This window comes from Nostoc sp. UHCC 0870, from assembly GCF_022063185.1.
GTDB lineage: Bacteria > Cyanobacteriota > Cyanobacteriia > Cyanobacteriales > Nostocaceae > Trichormus.
In genome coordinates this window covers 2,555,159-2,574,416 of the sequence record NZ_CP091913.1, presented here as the reverse complement: position 1 = coordinate 2,574,416, position 19,258 = coordinate 2,555,159, and the positions used below count along the sequence as shown (strand labels likewise).

At 39.3% G+C, this 19,258-nt stretch carries 19 protein-coding genes; 13 read left to right on the top strand and 6 right to left on the bottom strand.

Annotation, left to right across the window (positions count from 1 at the left end):
* Window positions 1–104: 104 nt before the first annotated feature.
* Window positions 105–1,865, bottom strand: coding sequence for a DUF389 domain-containing protein (locus L6494_RS11205; protein ID WP_237994798.1), 1,761 nt, complete (start codon window positions 1,863–1,865; stop codon window positions 105–107).
* A gap of 213 nt (window positions 1,866–2,078) precedes the next feature.
* Between L6494_RS11205 and L6494_RS11200 the strand changes: the two genes are divergently transcribed.
* A complete protein-coding gene (locus tag L6494_RS11200; protein ID WP_237994796.1) occupies window positions 2,079–2,297 on the top strand; it encodes a helix-turn-helix domain-containing protein in 219 nt (72 codons plus the stop codon).
* 2 nt (window positions 2,298–2,299) lie between these two features.
* The gene (locus L6494_RS11195; RefSeq protein WP_237994794.1) at window positions 2,300–3,187 is read left to right on the top strand and encodes a hypothetical protein; all 888 of its coding nucleotides are present in this window, start codon (window positions 2,300–2,302) and stop codon (window positions 3,185–3,187) included.
* Here L6494_RS11195 and L6494_RS11190 read toward each other — a convergent pair.
* Complete coding sequence (locus L6494_RS11190) at window positions 3,184–4,059, bottom strand: DNA adenine methylase (RefSeq protein WP_237994792.1); 876 nt, start codon at window positions 4,057–4,059, stop codon at window positions 3,184–3,186. The two genes, L6494_RS11195 and L6494_RS11190, sit on opposite strands and share 4 nt — an antisense overlap.
* Before the next feature lie 169 nt (window positions 4,060–4,228).
* On the opposite strand from L6494_RS11190, the gene L6494_RS11185 reads away from it, so the two are divergent.
* Window positions 4,229–4,693: a hypothetical protein gene (locus L6494_RS11185; RefSeq protein WP_237994790.1), complete on the top strand. Its 465-nt coding sequence runs from the start codon at window positions 4,229–4,231 to the stop codon at window positions 4,691–4,693.
* A gap of 130 nt (window positions 4,694–4,823) precedes the next feature.
* On the opposite strand, the gene bchH is transcribed toward L6494_RS11185, so the two are convergent.
* From bchH to L6494_RS11170, 3 genes are all read right to left on the bottom strand, one after another.
* Window positions 4,824–8,558 (bottom strand): magnesium chelatase subunit H, encoded by a 3,735-nt coding sequence (bchH, locus tag L6494_RS11180; protein WP_237994788.1) that lies wholly within the window; start codon window positions 8,556–8,558, stop codon window positions 4,824–4,826.
* 94 nt (window positions 8,559–8,652) lie between these two features.
* Window positions 8,653–10,272: a CocE/NonD family hydrolase gene (locus L6494_RS11175; protein ID WP_237994786.1), complete on the bottom strand. Its 1,620-nt coding sequence runs from the start codon at window positions 10,270–10,272 to the stop codon at window positions 8,653–8,655.
* Window positions 10,273–10,468: 196 nt separating this feature from the next.
* Entirely contained in the window at window positions 10,469–10,735 is a 267-nt protein-coding gene (locus L6494_RS11170) for a hypothetical protein (protein WP_237994784.1), read from the bottom strand.
* A gap of 391 nt (window positions 10,736–11,126) precedes the next feature.
* Between L6494_RS11170 and gvpA (L6494_RS11165) the strand changes: the two genes are divergently transcribed.
* The 8 genes from gvpA (L6494_RS11165) (at window position 11,127) to L6494_RS11130 (ending at window position 15,889) form a co-directional block, all read left to right on the top strand.
* Complete coding sequence (gvpA, locus tag L6494_RS11165; protein WP_010996411.1) at window positions 11,127–11,342, top strand: gas vesicle structural protein GvpA; 216 nt, start codon at window positions 11,127–11,129, stop codon at window positions 11,340–11,342.
* Window positions 11,343–11,446: 104 nt separating this feature from the next.
* Window positions 11,447–11,662, top strand: coding sequence for a gas vesicle structural protein GvpA (gvpA, locus tag L6494_RS11160; protein ID WP_010996411.1), 216 nt, complete (start codon window positions 11,447–11,449; stop codon window positions 11,660–11,662).
* Between the two features lie 194 nt (window positions 11,663–11,856).
* Window positions 11,857–12,246, top strand: a complete 390-nt coding sequence (gene gvpC / locus L6494_RS11155) for a gas vesicle protein GvpC (RefSeq protein WP_237994782.1) — start codon at window positions 11,857–11,859, stop codon at window positions 12,244–12,246.
* A gap of 364 nt (window positions 12,247–12,610) precedes the next feature.
* The gene (gvpN, locus tag L6494_RS11150; RefSeq protein WP_237994780.1) at window positions 12,611–13,696 is read left to right on the top strand and encodes a gas vesicle protein GvpN; all 1,086 of its coding nucleotides are present in this window, start codon (window positions 12,611–12,613) and stop codon (window positions 13,694–13,696) included.
* A gap of 2 nt (window positions 13,697–13,698) precedes the next feature.
* The gene (locus L6494_RS11145) at window positions 13,699–14,160 is read left to right on the top strand and encodes a gas vesicle protein (RefSeq protein ID WP_237994778.1); all 462 of its coding nucleotides are present in this window, start codon (window positions 13,699–13,701) and stop codon (window positions 14,158–14,160) included.
* A gap of 94 nt (window positions 14,161–14,254) precedes the next feature.
* Window positions 14,255–14,722, top strand: a complete 468-nt coding sequence (locus tag L6494_RS11140; RefSeq protein ID WP_237995970.1) for a gas vesicle protein K — start codon at window positions 14,255–14,257, stop codon at window positions 14,720–14,722.
* Between the two features lie 24 nt (window positions 14,723–14,746).
* The gene (locus tag L6494_RS11135; RefSeq protein ID WP_237994776.1) at window positions 14,747–15,484 is read left to right on the top strand and encodes a GvpL/GvpF family gas vesicle protein; all 738 of its coding nucleotides are present in this window, start codon (window positions 14,747–14,749) and stop codon (window positions 15,482–15,484) included.
* Between the two features lie 12 nt (window positions 15,485–15,496).
* Window positions 15,497–15,889, top strand: coding sequence for a gas vesicle protein GvpG (locus L6494_RS11130; RefSeq protein WP_237994774.1), 393 nt, complete (start codon window positions 15,497–15,499; stop codon window positions 15,887–15,889).
* Window positions 15,890–16,163: 274 nt separating this feature from the next.
* Here the strand turns inward: L6494_RS11130 and L6494_RS11125 are convergent, their stop codons facing one another.
* A complete protein-coding gene (locus L6494_RS11125; RefSeq protein WP_237994772.1) occupies window positions 16,164–16,478 on the bottom strand; it encodes a gas vesicle protein in 315 nt (104 codons plus the stop codon).
* Between the two features lie 149 nt (window positions 16,479–16,627).
* Here L6494_RS11125 and L6494_RS11120 point away from each other — a divergent pair, with 149 nt between their 5' ends.
* Complete coding sequence (locus tag L6494_RS11120) at window positions 16,628–17,314, top strand: GvpL/GvpF family gas vesicle protein (protein ID WP_237994770.1); 687 nt, start codon at window positions 16,628–16,630, stop codon at window positions 17,312–17,314.
* 14 nt (window positions 17,315–17,328) lie between these two features.
* Window positions 17,329–19,233, top strand: a complete 1,905-nt coding sequence (locus tag L6494_RS11115; RefSeq protein ID WP_237994768.1) for an ArsA family ATPase — start codon at window positions 17,329–17,331, stop codon at window positions 19,231–19,233.
* Window positions 19,234–19,258: the final 25 nt, after the last annotated feature.

Genomic DNA, 19,258 nt, shown 5'->3' with positions numbered 1-19,258 from the left:
AATTCGTAATTCGTAATTCGTAATTCGTAATTCGTAATACCCTATGGGTTTGCGGTAGCGTCTCGTTAGAGAAGCAAGCTACGTAATTCGTAATTCGTAATTTATTAAAATGTTTCCGGTATGGTTTCTATGGGTGGTTTTCTCAGTGATTTTACCGTGAGTTTGAGTATTGTGCTGCGTTGTGGCTCTGTTCCGACTCCTAAAATTAGGCGATCGCTATTAATTTGCCAATTGGTTTTGAGGTAATCTGTAATGGTTTGCGATCGCAGTTGCACAATCTCTTGCTGTTCCTCTAGTTCTTGGTTAACCATGATTTCCAGTTGCAGGTTAGGGAATTGCTGTAAAATTTGTCCAGCCCGATCTAACAGCTTGGCGTTATCTGGTGTCAGTGTAGACTGATCACGCTCAAAAGATATCACTCCCAAATTAGTTGCTATTCTCTGCATACTGACTAGCGCAGACTGGTAATCTAGCTTACTCCTGACATTATCAGCCAGTAAAACTTGGGCATCTTTTTCAATATCACGTTCACTCAAATACACCAACCGAATGCGTAATGGTTCATAGGGAATAGTAATTAACTCATAATTAATCATCTGCGCTGGTTGGGGAAGTCGCATTTCACCCAAGGCTGACTGGACTTCTTGCAGGAAACTTGATTGTAATTGGGCGACGGTAATAACTGGTTCAGGTGGTTTATCTTCAGGTATTGGACGTAAAAGTTCACTAGATGCTGTGGGGATTTCAATTAACTTGAGTGCTACCAATTCCGTCGGTTTTCCTAGACGTGAGGCTAACTGTTGAATAAAATTATTTTGTTCATCTGATGTGTATTCTTTACTACTAAACACCTGAAGTTGCACTGTCAATTTATTATTTTTCTCTGATGTGGAAATGTTACCAATGTAAGAGCGTGTTTCACCATTAGAGAAATTAGCGAATTGCTGTTGCCATATATCTATTGCCGACCGGCGAACGCGGTTTTCTTGTTGCTGTAGAGTAATTTCCCTTCTCAGTTGGTTGAGAGATTGGTTGAGTGGGAACATAATCGCCCCAATTGTCATAAAAATTAGCAGTAATCTACCAGGTAGACTACCGATTTTTTTCAGTTTTTGGTAAGCAGGTAGTCGTTCTAAAATACCCTGCATCCAGATACTTTCTGGATGTGTATTACGCCATTCCCGTACTTTTTCTTTAACCTGAAGATTGTCAATATGCAGACTGAGGAAAACTAGCATTGCAGTGAAGGTAATTGCTACTAAGTTGGTAAAAAATAGTAAGCCTCCACCACTAGCCACCTGTAATCCCTTCACAGGATTAATGCTGATGGCAATACCGATACCATAACCAACAACACATAATGGTGGCATTAATGCAACTGCGATCGCTACACCAGGAATTGAAGTGGCTACCCCCTTCGCTTCTTTGCAAATTGCTACTGAACCCACCGCACCTGAAAATAAAGCCACAAACAAATCTAAAATATTCGGTCGAGTCCTAGCCGCAATTTCACTGGTCATTTCCTTAAATGGCAGCAAAGATACCAGTAAGACAGCAAAGGCGATCGCCAGCGCACAACTCAGCAACAGATTGAGCAACGCCCGCATGGCTAAAACCACATCACCCGCAGCTAGAGCCAGTCCATTGGCTAAAATACCCCCCATCAAGGGAGAAATCAACATCGCGCCAATAATTACGGCTGGGCTATTTAAGACCAGCCCCAAAGTAGCAATACCTGCTGCAAATAAAACCTGAATCCAATAGCTGGCATCTTCTAAGCTGATTGAACTGCATATATCTAGGTATACTTGTTCTTTGCGAGCTTGACTAACTCCCAAGTTGTCTGCAAACCAGTCTCTAAACATATATAAAGTATTAGTACGACTGATTGCATGATAATTGGCAAAATGTCGTAGACACTATAAAACTTGAAAATCAACCCAAGTCACGTAGTCATATTTAACATGGTATTTGTATCTATTATTAATAAGCTCGTACTTAATGCTAACTATAGTATGTAGAACTTTAGTATGCAGCAGTTTACTACTATATTTTAGTTATGTCTTTATTGAAATTTCATGAAGAATGAGATACTTACAAGATTTGGTCAAAGAGTAAGAGATGAAAGGTTAAAGCAAGGTCTTTCACAGGAAGAATTAGCTGAAAAAGCAGGACTTCATAGAACATATATAGGCATGATTGAAAGAGCCGAGAAAAACATTACCCTCATCAACATTGACAAACTTGCTAAGGCTCTGGAACTCACAATTGATAATTTGTTAAAGGGAGTTAGCTAAAAATGAATTTAAATGAAGAAGAACAATGGATTTACGAAATTCGTCAATACTGCCGCTCGTTAAATATATCAACAAGTGATTTACACAAAATAGTAACTGACTTAAAAGTAGCTCCCATGATTCGAGGTAAAGCATTTGAGTTTTCTATGTATTCTAAATTAAGGCAAATATTACCTTCCCAAGATTGGACAGTAATTAAGCCTGTTATGAATGCCCAAACTGGAAATCATGACATTGATATCATGGTGATGCACAATAAAACAAAAAAAGTAATATCAGTTGAGTGTAAATTGGCTGGGAAAGGAATGTTTAGTGTTGCAAAAACCTCTAGAGAAGGATTTCATAAAAAGGGCGATTATTTAATTAAAGTTAAATGTATGCGCTCACGTACCACTAAAACCCCTGAAAAAGTCAACGCAATGGCACAAAAGCTTGGTGTAAGTCCGCAAATCTTTCTTGCTCATAGTGACCAATATCGTGTGACCAATTTTGATGTAGTTGCTACATCTATAGGTAATGCTTTTTACCAGACATTGGAAGATAATGATGGCAACTTAATGTATAAATTTGAACCTACTGAGCAAGGAATGAATTTTATCAACAAGCTGAATCCTACCGCAAATGATGAAGAGTTTTTACAAGAATTTGTATACAACAAAGTTTATCTAGCTTGTTCATTAGATATTAGTGTATCCCATAATAGCGGTGTGATATGTGGCAAACAAGCCTGCTTAGATAAGTCCAATTGTGGCTTTATTCCTAACTACCCAATTATTAATTTTGGAAATATTGAAGAGCTATCAAATGAGGTGATTCCTTCTCCTAAAAATTGTTGGATAGAACTAGATAAGAGTCTGCAATTTTTTGAAAATATTTTAGAAAGAATTTAAAATCCGATCACTAATTGCTTTGGCTGATCGAAAAAGTTTGCAGTAGAATCGTAATTCAATATAAATACTTCCTTACCTTTATAACGCGCACCTTTGAAGTTATCCCCTTTTTTCTGACCTTTTTTTTGGTCATCCGTTCTACTTATTGTGTAATTCCATTCTTTATCGTGCATTTCTATTGCCCACTCATACAAGTCTCTAACTTCAGTAGTATTATCATAAGTTAATAAAAAATAAATCCTATTATGATGCTTTTTGAGTATTTTACATAGGCGATAGTGATCATCTTTTGAAAAAGAGTGAGTATAAAACTTATCTTGATCAGCATTAAAATATGGAGGATCAATAAATAAGAAAGTATTATCAGGTACAGTTTCTATAACTTGTTCAAAATCTAAATTAGTAATCTTAACATCTTGCAGCTTTTCTGAAGTTCTACGGATATTTCTAGGCCAGTTCTCTGGACGCATACTATATTTATCACCATATCCCCAATAGCAGTTCTGCTGCTTCATAATTCCTGAGTAAGAGGTGCGATTTAAGTAAAACCATCTCGCGGCTGCTTCCAGTTGGTTTTGGGGATGAAATTCATTTTTATAATAAGAATGCCTCTCTTTAGTGGCTTGTTCGCCATCTAAATAACTAATTAGCTCTTCAGGTTGATCTCTAATAATTAAATATGTATTTATAATTGCTTCATCAATATCATTTAACCAATTATTGACTACTTTTTGTTTGGCGAAAAAAATAGAACCTCCTCCCGCAAAAGGTTCAACATAGTATGAATGAGGCGTAATATGTCTCAGTATCAAGTTACGAGCATAAAATTTACCCCCGGCATAGCGGAATGGTGAATTTATAGGCTTATTCATGATGAGCAAGTTTTTATTGGTTTAATTAATCATTAGATTGCTAACTATAGTATACATAAATACATATTGTCAAGGTTATAATCAGTCCTTAATTGCTTTCTACATATAAAAAACTGGACTCTTTTTCTGTAACAGCAGAGTATCAACAGTAATATAATCAGGTGTAAAAATGACTGAACGTATTGAAATTGGTACACACATCACCCAACAATGGTTAGCTGAAATTGAATCACTCAAACAGCAGCTAGTAGAACAACAGCGCGATCGCGATGCTGCTTGGGAAAGTGCCGAAAAATGGCGTAAACTTTATAACACGGAGGCAGAACAACGCCGCACTGATGCTGATCTGACCCGAAAAACGATCGCATCCCTCCAAATAGAAATTCAAAAACTCAAAGGTATTGATGGAGCAACATTCCCCAACTCTACTGTGATCACAGCCATTCACCAGGAACTCGCCGCCATTAAGACTGTAGAAGACTTAAAAACCAAACTAGTGGCTGTCATTCAAGAACGCGATCGCTTGATTCACGCTTTAAAAATAGAGCAAGAAAACCACACCCAAACCCGTAAAAGCCTGACTACTGCGTTGGGTGATGCAATTGATAGTCTGGCTAAAGAACGGGCGGGGTAGGGTGATAAAACCAATTCGCAATTCGCAATTCGCAATAAAATCTGGACTTTCTTCTCCGTGCCTTTGTGCCTTTGTGGTAAATAAAATACTTTAAACCACGGAGACACAGAGGCAGAGGCATAGAGAAAAATTAAACTGTTACACCTTCTAATTGTTCATCTGTCAATTCATACAATTGACGTAATTTATCTAATCTATCTGTATCAGTTTGCCAAAAACCGCGCCCATGTGCTTCTAACATTCTGCTGACAATATTACGAAAAGCTTCTGGGTTGGCTTGGCGTAATCTCTCCGCCATTTGGGGATCTAACGCATAGGTATCTGCGGCTTGCTCGTATACCCAATCATCTTTAAAGTCAGCAGTACCACCCCAACCAATTAATGCTGTCATGCGTTGGGAAATTTCAAATGCACCGCCAGAACCTTGATTAGCCATTGCTTGCGCCCATTTGGGATTTAGCAATTTGGTGCGGTATTCCATTCTGAGTAAATCATCTAAGTTGCGGGGTGTGGTGTCTTTGGAGAAACTTTCCACAAAGCTAGTAGTAACTTTCTTTCCACTTTGCTTTTCGGCTGCTTTTTTCAATCCGCCGGTGTTGGCGTAATATTCCTGAATATCGGTTAAACCATATTCTACAGAGTCTATTTCTTGCACGATGCGATCGCTAGTCTTTAATAACTGATTTAATACTTCTGGTCTAGCTTGGCCTTTATCTTGTCTGCCATAGCTAAAGACATTGCGACTTTGCCAAGTATTTCCTAGTTCTTCCCCAGATTCCCAGTTACCATCAACTACTCTATCATTTACTAATGAACCAAAATCACCAGCCGGGTTAGAAAACAATCTCGCTGATGTGTTTTCTACGCCTTGCGCCTTTAAAGCTAAAGCGTGTTTTTTAATAAAATTCTGCTCTTCTGGTTCATCCGCATCAGCCGCCCTTTGGAATAAATCATCTAACAATTCGATGATATTTACAAAACTATCCCTAAAGATTCCTGATAAATTTCCTAACACATCAATGCGGGGGTGTCCTACTTCTACTAAAGGTTTCAATTCATAGCGAACAATTCGCCCTGTTCCTTCTTTTACAGGTTCAGCACCTACCAATTCTAAAAGTATTCCTAACGATTCACCCTTAGTTTTAATTGCATCTAATCCCCATAATAAAACTGCTACTGTTTCGGGATATGTGCCATGTTCTTGTAAATGCTGGCTGATAATTTTTTGCCCAATTTCCCGTCCCCGTTCATAGGCGGCGGGAGAAGGCATTCTATAGGGGTCTAAAGCGTGAATATTTCTCCCCGTTGGTAACACTCCCGCACCATCTCGCAATAAATCACCACCAGGCGCAGGGGGAATAAATTCACCATTCAACCCCCTTAATAAATTGGTTAACTCATCTGTACTTTGCATCAACAAATCTGTGATTTGCTGTTTTTCTTCTGGGTCACTTGGCTGTTCACTACCAAAATAAGCTTCTAAATAAGATGCTAATTCTTCTTCGTTTGGTGGTTCACCCAATGTATGCAGCCCCGAAGAAAATAAGCGATTTTCTAAAACTTGTAAATACTCATATAACTTCACCAGATAATCATCAAAAGCGTGGCTGCTAAACATTCTGATGTTTTCTGGAGTGAAGGCAATACCCAGATGTTTGGCATCTTCAAATGGGCAGTCGGCATCTAAACCTGTATCGACAATTTTTTTACAAATCCCTTCCTTTAGTACATAATTCTTTGTCTTATCTTCTCGATATTCTGCAATTAAATCTCGCAGCGATACCAATTCTTTATACAAACCAGCACGACCATAGGGGGGAACATTATGAGAAATCAACACCCCATAACCGCGACGTTTTGCTAATATCGACTCGGAAGGATTATTGGCGGCGTATATATATAAATTAGGCAAATCTCCTAATAAAATATCTGACCAAGAATAACCTGTATTTCCTAACGGTGAACCTGGCAACCATTCTACAGTACCGTGCATACCAAAGTGAACTACAGCATCAGCTTGCAGTTCATTTTGTAACCATTTATAAAAGGCTGCATATTGAGGATGAGGTGTTAAATCCCGTTCAAACATTAACCGCATGGGGTCGCCTTGTATCCCCAAAGGTGGCTGTATACCTATCCACACATTTCCTAACTGCACTCCACCAATATGGAGTTCATCACCGTAGGTTTTTATTCCGCTTCCTGTTAAAGATTTCCATTGTTTTTCGATGCGCGATGTCAGGAGATATCCTAACCATTTTTCTAGTTTCCGGGCGTTGACCGTATTGGCTGAGGAGGGAAAAGGCTGATTTATTTCCCATCTTTCCATCTCTTCATCGGCTTCTCTGACTCGGCGAATCAATTCTTCCCCATCTTCTGGGATGTCGCCAACGTTATAACCTTGGTCTTTGAGGGCGTGGAGTAATTTAATTAAACTGCGGGGGACATTTAATAATGCAGCCGTACCTACCGCACCATAACCAGGGGGGAAGCCATACAAAATAATGGCTATTTTACGTTCTGCGGAGGGTTTTTGTCGCAACTCTACCCAGTTTTGCACTCTCCCAATCAGACGCTGTACCCGTTCGGGAACTAAATAAATATCTTCCCCAACCAATCCACCCAGAGGAATAGTATCAATTGCACCGTCTAATTCTGGTAAGGCGTACAATACCACACTTTGCAAACCTCCCACACCTTGACGCGTCCAAGAGTGGATGTCTTGAATTAACAAAGGTGCAGCGACAATGTAGGGGACGTTTTTAGCGGTGAGGATGCGCTTGGCTACTTCTATTTGACGACCGGCTTCCATTGAACCGGCTGGGCCACCCACGAGAGGAAACCCAATGGTGGAGACAATTGCATCTACTTTGACGGCTTCTTGGGAAAGTGAAGGGGTTTCAATATTACCTATTTTGCGTTGGTGAAGTTCGTAGTCGGTGGTCATCCAATCACGTACCGCCACATGACCTTCTACACCGTTGATAAAAATGGGTAAAGGTATCAAACCCGCTTCCTCAAAACGGCGAATCAGTTGGGGAATATAGGGTTGTTTGGTGATGACGTGTTTACGGTAGAGGAGGATGGCGGTGATTGGGGATTGGGGATTGGGGATTGGGGATTGGGGACTGGGGATTGGGGACTGGGGATTGGGTATTGGGTATTGGGGATGGGTTTTATTTCCTATGTTCCTCTTTTGATACCATTCTAGGTATGCTTTGGGGGATTCAAAAAAGCCTGGATAGTCGGGATGTAGTAAACCTATGTTGGGGGTTTCGATGGGTGGGGGGATGTCGCCGACTTTTAAATCTAAATATTTTTCTGCTAGTGTCCAAAATAATGACGCAACGTTTTCTGTCCCGCCGGCGTTCCAGTAACCATAGATAATTAACCAGTTGCGTAAGTCTTGGACTTTCTGCACTGGGACAAATTTCAGCAGTTTGGGGCCGATTTTTAAGAAGCTAATATAACCAGCGAGTTTGTCTTCTTCGCGTCCATTACTGAATTTATCGAGGATGAATTTAACTGGTTTGGGCATTCCTTTGGGTTTGTCACCGATCGCAAATCCACCGATTTGAGTTAAACTCATCAGTTCTAAAGCTGACTCAAATACTAGGCGGATGGGGATTTGGGCGATGCGATCGCGCAACCACAAAACTTGGTCATAATCAAATATCAGGCTACCAAAAAACACATCCGCGCCTTGGAGTGCGGCTTCTACTTCTGGGCGAATGCTTGTAATATCGCGATCGCTAAATACTCGAATATCCAAATCAGCACAGCGAGATTTAGCCAATAAAGCGGCTTTCCTGTACAAGTCAGCGTTAAACGATTCAAAACCAGCAATCAAGACGATGCGTTTCATGCCTGTAAGCTAAGAAATATTTCTTTACTTTAAATTCTAAACTTGCTTGCAGGTTGATGGTTGAATATCTACCCAGAGAAGTTGGGTGATAAATCTAAGCAATCATCGGTAACACAACCTGAGAACCATCACAACTAACACTCAGTGTTATGATCTGAGCATTCATTAAACGGGTACTACTTAAAACAACCCCATTCCCAGAGTTCATTGCATAGGCTGGGTAACAAGCTAAACTCAAACTCAAACGCAAACAATTACCTTTTCCTATTCTTATACATATCGTTTGCAATTGTATATTTCTAGTAACGTTGTTTTTACCGTCTTGGCAATGTAAATAACCTTGCGTCACGTTGTACACGCTGCCATCAGGATATACCTGGGACATTACAGCACACAAATCATAACTATCTTGGTCAGATTGACAGCAGATTTTTACTAATACTTCCCCAACTAGAGATAAATCTGCGGTTAAAGGTTCACTAGTGTAAGTTAACACATCAGAACGGCAATCAATTTGCGATCGCTCAAACACACCCGCCGGCATTGCTGCATGACCACCCATCGCTGGCACTGGTCGCCAAGGGTCGTGGACTAATACGTCTTGGGGACTGGGGATTGGGAACTGGGGATTGGGTATAAGGATTCCTGCATCTTCTCTGATGCTGGCTAGTCCGGTGGTTGACAAAAAGTAAGATTTCTGATTTGGTTTAGGTAAACTGGGTAAATCTTGCCAAATGTTACTACCCATTTCAAACAGGCACACAGGAGACTCATTTAATAAACCTGTATCTACACCTTTGAGAAATTGATTAAACCAACGAATCTGCATTTGATCTATTGGGCTAGTGGCTAGCTTACCAAAATCAGCTGCACCAACTTTGCGTCCCCAGGGTAAATGCGCCCAAGGGCCAATGATTAAATTTTGGGGAGTATTAGCGCGGGCTACCATATCTTGGTATAGATGCAATGTACCGCGCAGATAAGTATCAAACCATCCACCGATATGAAACATCGGCAAGTCAACACTTTGGAAGTGGCTTTTGGGTGAGAGTTCTTGCCAATAAGTATCAGGTTGCGAATGAGCTACCCAATCGTGATAGAAAGATTCTGGTGTAAGTTTTTGCAGAATTTCGGGATGATTTAGCGGGAGATTGCGCGAGGCTGTAAGTAAAGCTTGATATGTTTCTTGATCACCTCGTAACCGTGCAGTTTCTGTTGCTAATTGTATCGCCCAAGCTAAATTTGTTTGCAAACAGAATGCACCACCTTCATAAGCCCAATCTGTATATAAATCATAGCCAATCATCGCTGGGCAAATAGTTTTTAGGGCTGGTGGTTTGGCGATCGCAGCGTACAATTGAGTCATCCCCTGATAAGAAAAGCCATACATTCCCACCTGGCCATTACTCCCCGGTAGACTTGCAGCCCAATTAACGCTATCTGCACCGTCAGTGATTTCGTTGGCGAATAACTTAAACTCACCCTCCGAAGTACCGCGTCCCCGCACATCTTGAATCACTACAATGTAACCTTGGGCAGCGTACCAACTAGGATGAGCATAAACCACCGTAGACGCGATCGCTCTACCATAGGGTTGTCGCATTAATAATACAGGAAACTCGCCTTCCTCATCAGGGCGATAGATATCTGCATCGAGGCGTACACCGTCGCGTGTGTATATAGAGGCAATTTCTTTGGGGAGGATTTTGTACATTGTTTTCAGTCGTCAAGAAAAAATTCAGCAGTCATATCATGTTCGCCTGATTGCTGATGAAGCCCAAAAAACCCCACCTCCCCACAGCTACGCTTTGTCTCCCTCCCCGTCAACGGGGAGGGGTTGGGGGTGGGGTTTAATGACTGCTGAATTCTTCTTCAAAATACCATCCCATTCCTCAAGAGAGTAAATCAACTCAACCCTGTTGAACCCGACGCTCAAATTCCTCACGAGTTGTTTCCACCACACTTAGGGCAGATGTATAGATATTCTCATTTTCCTGTTTTAGCCAATTTAACAGACTAGCGATTTGGGCATTCCTTAAATCTAGGTCTGTCTGAAAAATAATGGAAGTTGCCATCACTTGAGCATATTGAGGTGGATGTCCTTGATCCACAAAAGCAGCAATTAGTCCGGCTAATGCACCCTTCCGTACTGGATCAGAAGTAGCTTCTATAGACATGATTTTTTTACTAAAGATAATTGTTAAAAATATCCTATGTTATCTTCCCAAAGTTTTAGTAACCGTAATATTACTTAAGTTTGTTAATTTATTTTTGAGGAAAATATAATATATTCTCCAACAGAAAGAATTACATTAAAAATAACAAAACAAACAAAGTACAACATTAAAACTTACATTCTTAATATAAAAACATTTCCAACATATACAACACAAACAATTAACTGCAATTTTTTTGTTACATCATTAGTATTTTTGCATTTCTTTACACTTTTTCTCCTGTCAAACTCTTTACATTCCCGAACAGCAGTGTCTAATATGAATGCAGTAAAGAGCAAAGGCAAATGCCTAGCCAATACTACGAATCAACAATGAGTTAAGGTGTAAAAACATGGCAGTCGAAAAAACCAATTCTTCCTCAAGCTTGGCTGAAGTTATTGACCGTATCTTAGACAAAGGTATCGTTGTAGATGCTTGGGTACGTGTTTCTTTAGTTGGTATTGAATTGCTGGCGATTGAAGCTCGCATCGTCATTGCGTCTGTTGAAACCTACCTGAAATATGCAGAAGCTGTAGGTCTAACTCAATCCGCCGCAATGCCTGCTTAATTATTAAGTAGCTTCCAGAATATCAAAATTAACTATTATTAATTCTGATATTCTACTCTCGTTCAGATAAAGTTCAAAACAACAACTAGTTAAGGTACAAAATCATGGCAGTTGAAAAAACTAATTCTTCCTCAAGCTTGGCTGAAGTTATTGACCGTATTTTAGACAAAGGTATCGTTGTAGATGCTTGGGTACGTGTTTCACTAGTTGGTATTGAATTGTTGGCAATTGAAGCCCGCATCGTTATCGCATCTGTTGAAACCTACCTGAAATATGCAGAAGCTGTAGGTCTAACTCAATCCGCCGCAATGCCTGCTTAATTATTAAGTAGCTTCCAGAAAATCAGTATTACTGAGTTTGTAATTCTGATGTATATTCTGCTTTTATTCGTTCAACCTGAGTTATCAAAGGCAAAAACGAAAAAAGCAGATATTCTTTGAACTGCATTTGCTAGATATTAATTATCTAGTAAATGTAGTTAATTTACGCTTTTAATAATATTGCGGAGAACCTCATGACGGCTTTAATGCAAAGAATCCGGCAAGAGCATCAGTCAATAGCTGAGGAAGTAGCTCAACTATGTAGAGAGACTCATGAATTCTTGTCCGCTACAACAGCAAATAGACAAGAGCAAGCTAAAAAGCAAGCTCAAGAACTGCGTACTTTCCACGAAGAACTTGAGTACACAACTCAAGATTTTTTAGCTGAAACAGCTAAAACAAGGTTTGCTCAAGCTCAAGCTCAATCGAAGTTTTTGCATCAGTTTCACAAAAATCTGGAGCAAACAACCCACGACTTTTTAGCTGAAACGGCAAAGGACAGAACCGAACAAGCTACCGCACAAAGGCAGAATCTGCGCCAATTCCGGCAAGATTTGTTTACTAGTGTTTTTGGCTCATTTTAGTAGTTAGTCAACAATCCCAAACAATGGAGTTAATTTGTTGGCTGGGCTAAATAGTAAAACCCCCTAATCTTACAGTTGAAAAACTGTTCAGACCAGGGGGCAAATTCAACAATGAGTTTTAATGTAAAACTTTACATATCTTACGCTATTACGAAATTGAATGCAAGGAGTTGATTAAACCTGAAAGTTTATCCCTCAACTTGTTTTTCGTAGTTAACAACAATTAACTCCTATATTTTAGAGGAGTTGATTAGTAATAGATGTTTATTTACGAGTTGTTTATCTAGACTAACACATCAGGTTACAAATTGTATCTAAGCATCTAAATTTTTTCTGGAAATACTATTTCTCTTCACCGTAATTTATGACTATCACCGCAAATCATAAGAAAAGAGCTGTTCTTCGTGTTCGTCCTGGGCAATTTGTCGTCACACCATCAATTGAGCAGGTAGCAATGCGGGCGTTGCGTTATCTCACATCAGGGTTTGCTATTCACTTACGTGGCCCAGCCGGTGCAGGTAAAACAACCTTAGCCATGCACTTGGCTAACTGTTTAGATAGACCAATCATGTTACTTTTCGGTGATGACGAATTTAAAAGTTCTGATTTGATTGGCAGTGAATCTGGTTACACCCATAAAAAGTTAACGGACAATTACATTCACAGCGTTCTCAAAGTTGAGGACGAATTTAAACAAACTTGGGTTGATTCTAGATTGACTTTAGCTTGTCGAGAAGGTTTTACCTTAGTCTATGACGAATTTAATCGTTCCAGACCTGAAGTTAATAACGTCTTACTATCAGCTTTAGAAGAAAAAATTCTCACCCTTCCTCCTAGTAGCAATCAGCCAGAATACCTCCACGTTAATCCCCATTTTAGAGCTATTTTCACCTCCAATCCAGAAGAATACTGCGGAGTCCACTCCACTCAGGACGCTTTAATGGATAGGTTGGTAACGATTAATATGCCAGAACCAGATGAACTAACTCAAACCGAGATATTAGTTCATAAAACTAGCATTTCTAGAGATGATGCACAGTTAATTGTGCGGTTAGTTAGAGCATTCCGCCAGGGTACAGGTGCAGAGAAGACTTCCGGTTTGCGCTCTTGTTTAATGATTGCTAAAGTATGTGCGGAACACAATATTTTGGTATTACCAGAAAATACAGATTTTCGAGAAATTTGTGCAGATGTGCTATTCAATCGCACCAATTGGTCTGCTAGCGAAGCTACAACAATTTTCTTAGAATTACTCAACCACCTACATATACAAGGAATAGAGGAATCACATCATCGTGTCGCTTCCGATGAAACAGTGGCGGCTGATTCTCCGTTAAGTAATGGCCATTCTGAAGTTGTGCAACAGCCAACTGAAGAACATCCTGCGCCTATCCAGCAACAAGGCTTAGTGATTAACAACCGTATAAATCCCATTGAAGAGTCAAATTAATCGTGACTACTACCCCATTACAGCCAACACGTCCTCAAACTAACTCCAGTCGAGTTATGCCCACATCTACACAAGGTTCAACCTTGGCAGATATTCTCGAACGAGTTTTAGATAAAGGAATTGTGATTGCTGGTGATATTTCTATATCTATCGCCTCAACTGAACTGATACATATTCGCATTCGCCTGTTAATTTCTTCCGTTGATAAAGCGCGTGAGATGGGTATCAATTGGTGGGAAAATGACCCCTATCTCAGTAGTAAGTCTCAACATTTAATTGAGGAAAACCAGCAACTTCATCAACGGCTGGAAAGTTTAGAAACACAGTTGCGTTTACTCACCTCTGCCAATGTAAAGGAGGCAGTTACATTAGCAGTTAATAGTGATAGTAATACTGAAAATGATTGCCAGCCAATACACGAGGCAAATGTCAAATTGGTAAATGATTCCCAGTTTGACATCTAGACTCATAACTCATCACTCATCACCGGCTAAACGCCGCGCTACCGCTAACATCACTCAGCACTCATAACTAGAAAAGGTAGATGGCATCATGACAATGGTTTGTACTCCAGTTGAAAACTCTTCCAACTTGCCACCTACCACTTCTAAAGCTAACAGCCAGGCGGGTTTAGTTCCTCTACTTTTGACTGTAGTGGAACTTGTACGTCAGCTGATGGAAGCGCAAGTAATTCGGCGCATGGAAAAGGAATGCCTGAGTGAATCTGAATTAGAGCGAGCAGCAGAAAGCTTGCAAAAGTTAGAGGAACAAGTTTTAAATTTGTGTCAGATTTTTGAGATTGACCCAGCAGACTTGAATATAAATTTAGGAGATGTTGGGACTCTTTTACCCTCACCTGGCTCTTATTATCCTGGTCAGCCGGGAACTCAACCTTCAGTCCTAGAACTACTAGACCGTCTTTTAAATACGGGAATTGTTGTAGACGGTGAAATAGATTTAGGTCTAGCTCAAATCAATCTTATTCATGCGAAGTTGCGACTAGTTTTAACTTCACAACCAATGTAATTAACGTAAGTATTTTTGATAATCATGGATTGCGGTTTTTATCTATACGGCATTTTTCCTGATTCAATCCCTGAAGAACTTGCTATTCAAGGATTGGATGCTCAACCTGTTTATAGTCAGGTCATTGATGGATTTACTTTTTTATATTCAGAGGCAAAAAAAGAAAAATACTTAGCATCTCGTCGGAATTTAATCAGTCATGAAAAAGTCCTAGAAGAAGCAATGCAAGAAGGTTTCAGAACTCTTCTCCCTTTGCGGTTTGGATTGGTTGTAAAAAATTGGGACGCAGTAATTACACAACTTATCCAACCATATAAGGATAAATTGCAAGAGTTATTTCAAAAATTGAACGGAACGCGAGAAGTGAGCGTCAAGATTTTTTGGGATACCAAGGCTGAATTACAAGCAATGATGGAGTCTAATCCAGGCTTGAAGCAGCAGCGTGACCAAATGGAAGGTAAGACATTAAGCATGGAGGAGATAATTCACATTGGTCAATTAATTGAAAGTAATTTAGCGGCTCGCAAGGACTCTGTAATTCAAGCCTTCTTTAATGAGCTAAAACCTCTAGCAAGTGAGGTGATAGAAAGTGACCCGATGACAGAAGACATGATTTACAATGCTGCTTTTCTGATTCCTTGGGAAAACGAATCTCTATTTAGTGAACGAGTCGAAGCAATTGACCAAAACTTTGCTGAACGCTTACGCATTCGCTACAACAACTTTACTGCACCTTATACATTTGCTCAAATTTCTGAATAGGAGTTGATAATTATGCTTGGAAAAATATTACTACTTCCAGTGATGGGGCCAATTAATGGACTGATGTGGATTGGAGAACAAATTCAAGAGAGGACTAATACTGAATTTGATGCTCAAGAAAATCTCAATAAACAGTTATTAAGCCTGCAATTATCATTTGATATGGGCGAAATTTCTGAAGATGAATTTGATGAGCAAGAAGAAGAACTTCTTTTGAAAATTCAAGCTTTGGAAGAGGAATTGCGTCTGGAGGCGGAATTGGAAGCAGAACAAGAAGAAGATGATGATGATTTTGTTATGCAACCTCTGTTTATAGCAGAATCTGAAGTGAATGACATTTACCAAGAGCAACCCCAGTTTAGAGCAGAATATGAGGATAATGAAAATCTGGTCTTATCACCTTAAGGTGATTTCTTAGACCTCTTGCAAAAGTCCGAAAATGAGATGTGTCATTCTGAATGAAATGTATAATCTTTGAGATGTTTTGCTTTGCTCAACATGACAGCTTCAGCATTTATGCAAGAGGTTTATTGCTTATAGACGAGATAATCAGGACTAAAGTCCTTACTACAAACTTACTTCTAGTTGACAGTGAAATTAAACAATTTAAAACCCGCATTTGCGGGTTAATAGTTTAATAGTTGTTGTTATATTGGTTGATTAAGCTAATCTTAAAAGCTTAGTATTCAATATCAAAAGCTTGGTAAGTGTTGGGTTCAAATACTTTTTTGGTCTGAGCTACAATAGGCACTCCTGACTCGGAAGTACGTAAAAAACGAATATTTTTTTCCGTATCTTCTATCTGGGTTTTGAGTGTAATTAAGCGTTGTTTTAGTAGCACGGAACGTTGCTCAATAAACTCCAACTCTTGCTTAATTCGTTGCTGTTCTGTAACTAATTTATAAAGCTCTAATTGATGGGAAGACTCAGATTTACTCCGAGGCATTGTAGTAATTTTAGGTCTGATTGCTCCGCGATTACGTACTTTCTTCATTAGAAATACCTGGATAATTGATAGCATTATAACTAAGTTTTTTGTAATGTAAATACCTTAACTAAAATCAGACCATTTTTGAGTTTTATGTCAAGATATATATTCTGATTATTAGAGGTTAAAATTTTAAATATTTTTGTTAGGTTAACATGATGCGATCGCAGAATTTTTACACTTACGCTTTTATCAAAAATCCTGACTTTCCTTTAAACTTGCCCCAGGGTAATATTAGTCAGGTCATGTTGATTAATGGTACGAATATCTCAGCCGTTGTTGAACCGGAAATATCTTTAGAGTCATACCAAAATAATGATGATCAAGTCATCAAAATGGTGTTAAATCACGATCGCGTTGTTTGTGAACTATTTCGCCAAACTACAATTTTACCTTTGCGTTTCGGCACTAATTTTACTTCCCATGAAACCTTGCTCAATCATCTAGAGGCTCATGCTCAAGAATATCTAGAAAAACTAGAAGATATTCAAGATAAAAATGAATATACTTTAAAACTCATTCCCCAAGTTTTCGCAGAGCCAGCAAAGGTATCTGTAGGAAGCGGTAGAGATTATTTTTTAGCGAAAAAACAACACTATGAAACTCAAAAAAGCTTTAGTATTGCCCAAAATGAGGAAAAAGATAGCCTAATTAATCTCATCACAGAAATTTATCAATCATCTGTGATATTTCAACAACAGGCAGAAGAATTAAGGATTTATCTTTTAGTCAGTCGTTATGATAAAGCCTTACTTTTAGAACAGGTTTTATCTTGGCAACAATATTGCCCACATTGGAATTTAATTTTGGGTGAATCTCTTCCCCCTTATCACTTTATTTAATTATTAAGTTTATTATGAACCACTACGATTCACTAAATCTAGTTATGTTTAGCGGCAAAGGTGGGGTTGGAAAAACTACCATCTCTTGCAGTTTCGCTCGTGATTGGGCTAGAAGATTTCCTCAAGAAAAGATTCGGTTAATTTCTACAGACCCGGCTCATTCTTTAGGAGATGTATTGCTCTCAGAAGTTAATGATATTCCCTCACCATTAGCTGATTTACCTAATTTGAGCATTCAAGCATTGGATGCTCAAAAGCTGTTGTTGGAATTTAAAGCTAAATATAGCTACTTTTTAGAATTACTGGTTGAGCGAGGTAGTTTAGCAGATGGAGACGATTTAGCACCAGTTTGGGATTTAGACTGGCCTGGCTTAAATGAATTAATGGGGTTGCTAGAAATTCAACGCCTGCTAGCTGAAAAAGAGGTAGATCGTGTAGTTGTAGACATGGCCCCTTCTGGGCATACATTAAATTTATTGCGCTTAAAAGATTTCTTAGATGTTATTTTAAATTCCTTAGAATTGTTCCAAGAAAAGCACCGGGTCATCACCAAAACTTTTAGAGGTAGTTATACGGCTGATGAAGTCGATAACTTTTTGGTAGAAATGAAAACCCAACTAGCAGAAGGTAGGCGTTTACTGCAAGATGAAACCTTTACCGGTTGCTTAGTGGTCGGTATTTCTGAACCTATGTGTTTCTTAGAAACTGAACGGTTTATTAATAGTTTAGAAACCCTAGAAGTTCCTTATGCTGGTTTATTTATCAATCGAGTGTTGACAAATGCAGATATAGAACTAGACCGTTATGCTGAACAGCAAAATCTCATCAAAAAATATTTAGAACTTGTACCTAACCAACCTGTTTTCATCGTTCCTCAACAGAGAGTAGAACCCTTGGGTGGGGTATCTTTAGATGCTTTAGCATCCCAAATTCAAAAAATTGAGAGTGTAGAACTTGCTCCACCACCGACGATTCAATGGCCGAATAAAGTTTTACCTAGCTTCAATGATTTTTTAAATGAAGGATGTCAATTAATCATTGTTGGGGGTAAAGGAGGGGTAGGAAAAACAACAGTAGCAGCTGCGATCGCTTGGGCTTCTGCTCAACAACATCCCCAGAAAAGAATCCGAGTAATTTCAATAGATCCAGCCCACTCTCTAGGCGATGCTTTTGGTAAAGAGTTTGGTCATGAACCTACGTCTCTAGCATCTAATTTGAGTGGACAAGAAATTGATGCTAATAGAGTTTTAGAACAATTCCGCTCAGATTATCTCTGGGAATTAGCAGATATGATTAGCGGTGAAGGTTCGCAAACAGAGACAACAGTAAATGTTGCCTACGTTCCAGAGGCGTGGCGGCAAATTATGTCTCAGGCTTTACCGGGAATTGATGAGATGTTATCCCTGGTGACTGTGATGGATTTGTTAGATAGTAACCAGCAAGATTTAATTATTTTAGATACAGCCCCAACGGGTCATCTGCTGAGTTTTTTAGAGATGCCATCGGCTTTAGGGGATTGGTTATCTTGGATATTTAAGCTGTGGATCAAATATCAAGATGTTTTGGGTAGAGTTGATTTTATTGGGCGATTGCGCCACTTACGCCAACAAGTTGTACAAGCACAAAAGAAACTAAAAAATCCCCAACATACTCAATTTATTGGTGTCATTCAGTCGGAAGCGGCAATTATATCTGAACACATACGTTTAACAGAATCCCTGAAGAAAATGGGTGTTAGTCAGCGTTATGTGGTGCAGAATCGCTACAGTCAAGAGGTAGAAATTGATGGCAGTTTATTTCCAGAACAAACAATTATTCGCTTACCCGGATTACCGCGATCTGTTGAACCGATCGCGCGGATTCAAGGGGCAGCGAATCTTTTATTTGAAGTTGAGGAATTAACTGCAAATAAACGATGAATATAGCGGTTCTCGCTTTAGTGAG

Bases quoted from the DNA above. Each gene is read 5' to 3' on its own strand.
- L6494_RS11130 (WP_237994774.1), top strand. From the start codon at position 15,497: ATGCTTGGAAAAATATTACTACTTCCAGTGATGGGGCCAATTAATGGA.
- gvpA (WP_010996411.1), top strand. From the start codon at position 11,447: ATGGCAGTTGAAAAAACTAATTCTTCCTCAAGCTTGGCTGAAGTTATT.
- L6494_RS11185 (WP_237994790.1), top strand. From the start codon at position 4,229: ATGACTGAACGTATTGAAATTGGTACACACATCACCCAACAATGGTTA.
- L6494_RS11170 (WP_237994784.1), bottom strand. From the start codon at position 10,735: ATGTCTATAGAAGCTACTTCTGATCCAGTACGGAAGGGTGCATTAGCC.
- L6494_RS11205 (WP_237994798.1), bottom strand. From the start codon at position 1,865: ATGTTTAGAGACTGGTTTGCAGACAACTTGGGAGTTAGTCAAGCTCGC.
- L6494_RS11115 (WP_237994768.1), top strand. From the start codon at position 17,329: ATGAACCACTACGATTCACTAAATCTAGTTATGTTTAGCGGCAAAGGT.
- L6494_RS11140 (WP_237995970.1), top strand. From the start codon at position 14,255: ATGGTTTGTACTCCAGTTGAAAACTCTTCCAACTTGCCACCTACCACT.
- L6494_RS11200 (WP_237994796.1), top strand. From the start codon at position 2,079: ATGAAGAATGAGATACTTACAAGATTTGGTCAAAGAGTAAGAGATGAA.
- L6494_RS11135 (WP_237994776.1), top strand. From the start codon at position 14,747: ATGGATTGCGGTTTTTATCTATACGGCATTTTTCCTGATTCAATCCCT.
- L6494_RS11195 (WP_237994794.1), top strand. From the start codon at position 2,300: ATGAATTTAAATGAAGAAGAACAATGGATTTACGAAATTCGTCAATAC.
- gvpN (WP_237994780.1), top strand. From the start codon at position 12,611: ATGACTATCACCGCAAATCATAAGAAAAGAGCTGTTCTTCGTGTTCGT.
- L6494_RS11120 (WP_237994770.1), top strand. From the start codon at position 16,628: ATGATGCGATCGCAGAATTTTTACACTTACGCTTTTATCAAAAATCCT.
- L6494_RS11125 (WP_237994772.1), bottom strand. From the start codon at position 16,478: ATGAAGAAAGTACGTAATCGCGGAGCAATCAGACCTAAAATTACTACA.
- L6494_RS11190 (WP_237994792.1), bottom strand. From the start codon at position 4,059: ATGAATAAGCCTATAAATTCACCATTCCGCTATGCCGGGGGTAAATTT.
- gvpA (WP_010996411.1), top strand. From the start codon at position 11,127: ATGGCAGTCGAAAAAACCAATTCTTCCTCAAGCTTGGCTGAAGTTATT.
- gvpC (WP_237994782.1), top strand. From the start codon at position 11,857: ATGACGGCTTTAATGCAAAGAATCCGGCAAGAGCATCAGTCAATAGCT.
- bchH (WP_237994788.1), bottom strand. From the start codon at position 8,558: ATGAAACGCATCGTCTTGATTGCTGGTTTTGAATCGTTTAACGCTGAC.
- L6494_RS11175 (WP_237994786.1), bottom strand. From the start codon at position 10,272: ATGTACAAAATCCTCCCCAAAGAAATTGCCTCTATATACACACGCGAC.